An 8,145-nucleotide genomic window follows, 5' to 3' on the forward strand; every position below is an offset into this window, starting at 1 on the left:
CGCCACCTCCCGCGTGACCGTGTTCCCCGCCTGGTCATAGACGTACGAGCTGGACCCCGCGCCCTGGGCACCCGTGCGCGTCACCGACGCCACCTGATGCGCACCCGCACCCCCCGCGGCCGGGTAGGCGTAGGCGAACGACGTCGACCCCTCAGACCCGCCCACCACCCGCGAGACCCGGTTCCCCACCACGTCGAAGGAGTCCTCGAACCAGTACGGCGCCGGTCCCCCAAGACCCGCCGCCGTGGGCTCCACGCCGCAGTCCGCCGACGACGGCGTCCACGCCTGCACCAGCCGGCGCAGCCCGTCGTACTCGAAGCACTGCGCGTCCACCGGCCCGCGACCCTCGTCCACGATCGACGTCGGGTTGCCCGCCTGGTCATAGGTGTAGGACACGTCCATGTCCCGCACCGGCTCGTTCTCCCGCTGCACGGCCACGTTCTGCAGCCGCCGAGTGCCCTGCTCATAGGAGTAGGTCACGATGTCCGCAGAGGAGTTGTTCAGGTCCATCCACAGCGGCTCGCCGTACGGGGAGTACCCCGCGTCAGAGACGTACGTGCCCCAGCCCAGTCCACCGCTCAGGGTCCGTGGCAGCGAGAGCTGGTCGTAGGTGGTGGTGACGGTCTCCTCGTCCATGCCGCCCGCAGCAGGCAGGCGCATCGTCTTGAGCTGGCCGTCGAGCGTGTACGTGTAGCTGGTCGTGTACGTGCCGGCGAGCTCGCCCTCGGCGTCGGGCACCGTGACCGACTGCCCCAGGGGCCGGTAACCGTCGTCGTACCCCGTCACAGCCGTGACGTACTCCGCCGAACCCACGTGCCTGGTCGAGGACGTGAGCTGACCCTTCGCGAGGGTGTCGTAGCTCCACGACGCGCGCACCGTGCCGGTCGCGCTGCCCTCGCGCAGGCTGGTCTGACGCCCGAGCACGTCACGCGTGTAGGCCAGCGTGATCCCGCGGGCGTCCGTGGTGGTCAGCACCTGACCCGCGTCGTCGTACGTGCTCGACGACGCGCCACGGTCCGGGTCCGTCGTGGCGACCTGGCGTCCGCGCAGGTCGAACGTGTAGGTCCACGAGTTGCCGGCCGCGTCCGTCACCTGGTTGAGGCGCCCGGCCTTGTCGTAGGCGTACGTGGTCGCGTTGTACTCACCCGTAGGCGCGGCGCCGGTGAACTGCCGCAGCTCCGTGAGGCGACCCCGGGCGTCACTGATGGTCGTCTGGGGCGTACCGCCTTGGGGCGGGTCGACGCTCACGCGGTCCCCGCCGTAACTCGTCGTCGTGCGCCAGGCCTCGTGGTCCCGGAGGTCGAAGATCTCGGCGGTCACCCGTCCAGCGCCGTCGTACTCGTAGCGGGTACGTGCGTGGACGGCCGCCACCGGCTCGACGAAGGCCGTGGACGGCGAGCCTGAGTGGAACCATGCGCTGTTCGCGACCATGACGAGGCCGCGGGAGTCGTACACGGTGTCCGTGATGACGCGACCGGGCTCGTTGCGCCGCGCCGACGGTGTCTGCGTCTGGGTGGGGCGCAGCAGCCCGTCGTAGAGCTGCACGCTGGTCTGCCGGCTGCCCAGAGCGCCAAGCGTGGACGTGGTGACGGCGTTGCGACCGTCGGCCGAGACCGTGTAGCCGTAGGTGACGTTGGCTGTCTGGCTGCCCTGGCTTCGCCCAGGCAGCCACACACCCGTGACGCGACCGAGCGCGTCGAGCATCGCCGAGGTGACCTTGCCGTTCGGGTCCGTCACGCGTGTGGGCGTGCCCCATGCCGGGTTGACGTCGGTGGTGGTGGCGTGCGCTGTGAGCGGGCCCGAGCCGTCGGGGTCCGGGCTCGTGGAGGTCGTCGACGTCAGCAGGCCGCCCGTGGCCGGTGAGTACGCCGTCGTCGCGGTGCGGCCGAGGGCGTCAGTTGCCGTGAGCACACGACCGTGGACGTCATAGGTCGTGGTCGCCTCGGTGACGTACTGCGGGGTCGAGCCCGAGTAGTCGGCGACGCGCTGGGTGGTGGTGACGAGGCCGCGCGTGGGCGCCGCGCCCACGGCCTTGCCGTCGTAGGCCATACGCGTGTCGGCGACGACGTCGGCCGGGCGCGCGGGTGTCGCGGAGCACGTCACGGCCACCGTCTCGGAGCGCTTCACCGTTGCGACGATGTGCGCGGACGTGTTGCGCACGTACTCGATCCGGGTGCACTGGTCGTCGGTGGTCAGGGTCACGTCGCCCTGGTCGTCGACCTGCGTGGGCAGGCCGTACGCGCCTTCGAACGTCGTGACCGTGCGCGTCGTGAGGGCTCCGCCCGGGGCAGCGGGGGCCACGGTGCGCGCCTCACTCGTCCCTGTGCCGAGGAACCGCGCGGTCTCGCCGTCGGACCCCGTGGCCGTGGGAGAAGAGAGCCACGGCGTGCTCGTGGTCCGGCTCAGCTCTGCCCCGCCCACGCCGTCGTAGGTGATCTCCTGACGCGTGAAGCCGTTGAGGTGGTCGACGTCCGCGATGCCGTCGATGCTGACCGAGCGCGTGCCGCCGGCGGCGATCTTGTCGCCGTGCATGCCGCGGAAGAACCTGAGCCGCGTGCTCGAACGCACAGGGTCGTTCTCGGAGCCGGAGAACACCTCGACCGTCGCGTAGCCGCGGAAGTCGCCCCACGTGCGCTGCTTGACCGGGACGATCGGGTTGTCGTCGTACCGCCAGGCCGGAGCGTCCAGGTAGGAGTAGTGCGTCTCGGTGGCGGGGCTGCGTCCGTCGCGCCCGTCGGCGACCACCGACGTCACGAGGTACTTGTGGAAGTACTCGAGGATCGGGTCCGGTGAACCCTCGGGCGACCACATCACCGGGAAGCACCGGCGGCTGTTGTTGTCCGGACGCGACGGCAGGCTCGACGTCGAGCAGTCGGGGGCGGTGTAGTTGACCGAGAGGGTCGCGCCGGCCTCGGTGTCGATGGCGATGATGCGGTAGCGGTTCATGGGAGGCGCGACGTCGCCGATGCGGTCCACGCGGTTGGCCATCTGCATGCCGTGGAACGTCACGTCCGGAAGGGCGATGGAGTCCCCCACGCGTCCGGTGTGCCCGATCCCCGCGAGCCACAGCGTGGGGTCGAGGCCGTCACCCGGGTCGGGGAACTGGTGGGTCAGGGTCCATACATCCACGTCCTGGTACGCCCCGCTCTCCTGGAGAGCACTCGTGGTCACGGTGGTGAGCCGCTTGCGCGTGAAGAAGGACGGCGACGTCTGCGTGGGGCACGACGAGGTCGATGTGCAGATGAGGTCGAACGGGACGTCCGGCCAGTGCGAGGAGCTCGCACTCGTCAGCTGGGACGGCGCGCACGTGACGCCCCCGGAGGGCAGGCAGCGCTCCGCGACGGTGAACGTGACGCGTGCCGGGGACTTCTCGGGCTCGGCGCCCGCACGCGTGCCGTAGTCGATGCGGGTCAGGTACCCGCCTCGCACGTACGACGAGACTCCGGTGTTGAGGTTCCGTCCGTAGTTGTTGGTCTCCTTCTCGTACACGTACGTCATCGAGTTGCCCGAAGGGTCGACGACGTAGTCGAGGTTCCAGCGCCAGGTCTGCGTGCAGTGCGCCGAGGCGAAGCTCGAGGAGTAGCAGGGCTCACCCGCGTGATTGCCGAAGACGGGCACGGTCCACGCCGAGTTGAGAGCGAGCGAGTCGCTGGCCGAGCGCTTGTCGCGCCCGAAGAAGTACTGCACGCCGTCGGTCGTCGTGACCCGCCAGTACTCGCCGTCGTCGTCCGCGCTGAAACCGCCCGTGAGGCGCTCGATGCGTGTGCCGTCGTCGGCCTTGCCGCGCCAGGTGCCCGTGGTGGCGTCCTTCACGAGCTCGGTCGCGCGGCCGTCGAACACCATGGTCGCGTTGTCCGTGGACCAGCACAGGTCACCGGTCGTGCGGTTGGCGTTGGTCGCCCCGTTCTCGACGTCGTCCGCGCAGCTCGCGTACTTGCGCTCGATGTACCCCGTCGACAGGTCCCAGCCGTCACCGATCCAGGAGGTCTGGTTGTTGGTCGACGAGACGCGTCCGTCGAGCGATCCCGAGGAGTAGGCCAGCGCGAGCTCGGGCTGCGGACCCCCCAGGCCCGGCACCACGCGCATCGGGTACGACCACGAGAAGTCGCCCGTCTGGGGCGACACCTGCCATGCCGCGGACGCGGAGAGCGGTGTCGCTGACCAGTTCCCGCTGCTGGCCGACGGCGCAGCCGCCAGGGCCACGAGGCCTTGCGTCTGCGGCGTGATCGCAGCGGTCACCGTCTGCGCGCCTGGATCGTTGGTGGACTCGAGCGGGGTCTGGGTGCGGCACTCGTCGAGCTCGGGAGTGGTCCGGGCACAGTCGGGCAGCTGAACCACCCGCAGTCGGCTCGACCAGTCGCCGCCGTAGGCATCGGCGAAGTCCGAGTAGTCGACCTGCAGCTCGGTGACGTCAGGCTGCTCCGCGGCCGGCTCCACGTCCATCACGAGGCCCTCGACACCGAGCTCCTCGGCTTCGCCCCGGTCGAGCACAGTCACGACGGGGGCGCCGGGCCGTGGCTCCACGCTTGGCGGCGACATCCGCAGCATCAGGACGCCCTCGGCGCTGCGCCACTCCCCGCTCCCCGACGGATCCTCCGTCGGCTCGGGGACCTGGCCCGGAGTCGGCCACACCGCGGGCCCCGGCACGGCCAGGGGCATGGGGGCACGTGCCGCGAGAGGGACGGTGGCGATCTCGTCGGCCTCGAGCTGCGGGGTGGACTCGATCTCCAGCGGTGGCGGGACCTCGGGGGCTTGCCAGTCGCTCGAGGTCAGAGACGAGGGTCCGCTCGCCGCCACGGGCGCGGCAGGAGCAGCCGGCGCGAGCGTCACCACCAGCGCCGTCGCCGTGACGAGCCCGGCACCAGCGCGCCACGCGTGGCGAGAGCTCTTCCCGTCCCTCGTCGTCAGGGGGACCATGGGCGTCCTCTCCCTCCTCACTGGACGACCCGCGCGCAGGAGTCGTGCACCTGGCCCCAGCTGCGCACGCCGTCCCACACCTGAACCTCACCGAGGGCGCCGCGCCATGGACGGGCGGCCTCTCCGTCTTCCGTGGCGCGGGCGATCCGCAACGGGAGCGTCGAGTTCCAGGCCGCTGTCGCGTCGACCGGTTCGGACGCCACGGGCCGGACGTCGGCGGGATCGGAGTACTCGCACACGGCGAGCTGCACCGTCTCGGGCCCGTCATCCGGGCGGCTGTGCATTCCGATGAGCCGCACCCACGTGCCCTGCTCGACGGGGACCGTCGAGTACGCGACCGCAGCTGGAGCTCCTGACGTGTCCGCGGAGGGCATGCGGAAGGTCCAGCACCGGCCGTCGCCGGTGGGGCATGCGCTCGATGCCGTCATCCCGAGCTCGAACCCGCTGTTGACCACGCCGTCGTTGCTCACGGCCGTGGCCGAGGAGGCGATCGCGTCGAGTCGTACGGTGGCCTCGACGGTGAAGCTCTGGTCGGTGGCGACCACGGCCCCGCTCGTGCTCGCCGTGTCGTCGTCCGCGTCGAACACCAGGGCCCCGTCGTCCGGGTCCAGCTCCTCGTGCTGGAGGAGCCCCGCTCCCCACGTGACGCCCGGATCCAGGGTGAACGGGGGTCCGCCCGCGACGTCGTTGCTGGCGATCGTGCCGGTTCCCTCGTCCAGCGACCAGGAGGCCGTGCGCCCCGGGAACGCGACGTAGAAGCGGTACTGGCGCACGGCGCTCGCATTGCCCGCGCGGTCGATCGCCTGGACGTACAGGTTGGTGGGCCCCGCCTCCGCCGGCGTGAACGCCACCTGGACCGGGTGCCCGCTCTTGGCCGAACCCAAGGAGTCGGTGGTGAAGGAGTAGCGATAGGAGACGACGTCCGACGAAGAGCTCTGCAAGGTGAAGCTCCCGGAGGCGCCGACGCCTCCGTGGACACCCTCCTCGTCGTAGAACGCGGGTTGGCCCGCGACCGGCGAGACCGCCGGGGGCGCCGGTTCGGCGGTGTCGACGGCGAACTCGCACGACAGCGACGGCCCCGCGAGCCCGTAGGCGTCGATGCCCTTGACCCGCCACTGGTAGCGGCCCCCGTTGGCGGTGACCCCGGCAGGCACCGCCGCCGAGTGCGAGCGGTTCGTGTAGCGGTAGGCCGTCGTGACGGGACCCCAGATGCGCTTGCCCGTGCTGATGTCCCAGAGCTCGAACGACGCCTTGACGTTGTTGCCGTCGGGGTCGGCCATCCCCGCCCACAGTGTCGGCGTGGTCGAGCGGATCCACGGCCGACTCGATCCGCGCACGCACGTCGTCGACGGGAGGGTCGTCACAGCACCGGTCGGTAGCGACGGGGGCCGGTTGTAGACGACGGAGAGCGTGGCGTCGTACCTGTAGCGCTTCCAGCCCGCCATCGTGTTCTCGGTGTTCGCGCGAAGGCCCAGCGCGACGGCCGAGAGATCGTTGGCGGCCACGTGCTTCGCGGCTGCTGTCACATCGAACTCGACCAGCCCCTGGGTGCCGCAGGCAGCGCGGTGCGAGATCACGCGGTTGGTCACGTACCTGTCGGACGTGAAGGGGCCGCCGGACCACCCGGTGTTCGCCGTGAAACCGTTCGTGCGGTAGAGGTCCACGCGAGACGCGGTGCAGCTGTAGGAGTGCGTGCCGTAGGCCGAGAACGTCGCGGACTGGACCTGGTCCGGCGTGAGAGAGCCGATGGTCGCGAGGCTGAAATCCCACATCAGACGGCTCTTGAACGTGCTGCTGCACGTCGTCGAGGTGGGGCGGTGACACAAGCCGACGCCCTCGTCGCCCGTGAAGTTGTAGCGCTGGGGGAAGTTGTCCCGGACCGCCGTCCTGTCCTGCATCTTGCCGGAGATGGATGGGTCGATGTAGACGGGCCACGTCGTCTCGGGCGACGCGAGCAGCTCCGCGCTCGGCGTCACCTTCACCGCCTCGTCGGTGACCTCGACGGGCATGGTCTCGACGCGATCGCCGCCCGTCGGCTGCGAAGCGCGGGCGTCCTGCCCGGGACGAGCCGCGTGGCGCATCGTGCGCGTCTCCCGAAGAGCGTCGGACGGCGTCGCTGCTTCTGCAGCGGGAATCGCATCCGCACCCGAGTCCCACATGAGTGGGGCGGGGCTGGAGAACACTGTCACGCCGTCGTCCACGGCGACGAAGCCGCCTTCGTGCGGCTCGACCTCCAGCCCCTCCGACACCGCGACGGGGAACGCCACCGATGCGAGCTCGGGCTGCTGTGCCGCTTCGGCGTCCTCGACACGAAGCGTCTCGGAGAAGCCGGTGGCGTCGGGGGCCAGCGTGACGATGAGGTCCACGCCGTCGAGCACCTCGTCGTACTCGAGCACCGACCCGACGACCACTGGCTCCGGGAGCTCGAAGGGCACGTCGAACGTGAGCTCGTGCCCATCCCGCACGAGCCGCGCGAGCGGCATCCCCGGTGTGCCGTCACTGAAGCTCATCTCGATGACCGGGGCCGCGACCTCGATCCCGGCCGCCGTGGGCACCAGGGTGGTGTCGATCGCCTCCCACGCGCCCGACACCTTCGTGCGCATCGCAGCGATGGAGGTGTCGAGTCGCATCAAGCCATCGGACTGCGCCACGACGGTGTCCCACTCGGTGCGTTCGGAGAGCACCTCGACGTCGTGGTCACAGGCTGCCGCGACCGACGCGGCCTCCTCTGCGTCGGCAGTCTCGGTCACGCACTCGACCTCAGCGGCTCTGACCTCGGGCCCATCGAACCGCTGCTGTACGTACACGCCACCGAGAGCGAGGGCCACCGCAAGCCCTCCGGCAGTCACCGCACCCGCCGTGGAGGTACCGGCCGTCCTGTGCGCGCGCCGCCCCATGTGCACCCCCTCGTCGAGGTGTGCTGGGTGAGCTCCAGAGCACCTGGCGTGTACCGCACTGCTCCAGCACGGCTCTCGACGCCTGCGAGGGCGCGAGTCAAGTCGCTGGAAACTAGCAGTCACGCAAACCTGACGCGCCAGACCTAGATCGAAAACTCACCCGATCGGCGCAGGACCAAGGCCCTACCACGTCGCCCGTGCCTGTGCTGGAGCCGGCCGGAGTGCGGGTGCGCATCAGGTGGCGTCGGTGACGCGCACGGGTGCCCAGGGCGCGGGGTCGAGCACCTACGCCTATGACGCGGCGGGGAACACGACCACCCGGGATGTGGCC

At 70.5% G+C, this 8,145-nt stretch carries 2 protein-coding genes; both read right to left on the minus strand.

Going from position 1 to position 8,145, the window contains the following annotated elements:
- Window positions 1-4,917 (minus strand): SpvB/TcaC N-terminal domain-containing protein (locus tag GXB85_RS17685; protein ID WP_161918983.1); only part of this gene is annotated, 4,917 nt, incomplete at its 3' end.
- A gap of 17 nt (window positions 4,918-4,934) precedes the next feature.
- Window positions 4,935-7,667, minus strand: a complete 2,733-nt coding sequence (locus tag GXB85_RS19040; protein ID WP_161918984.1) for a LamG domain-containing protein — start codon at window positions 7,665-7,667, stop codon at window positions 4,935-4,937.
- Window positions 7,668-8,145: the final 478 nt, after the last annotated feature.

The organism is Cellulomonas sp. APG4, assembly GCF_009996735.1.
Classification (GTDB): Bacteria; Actinomycetota; Actinomycetes; order Actinomycetales; family Cellulomonadaceae; genus Actinotalea.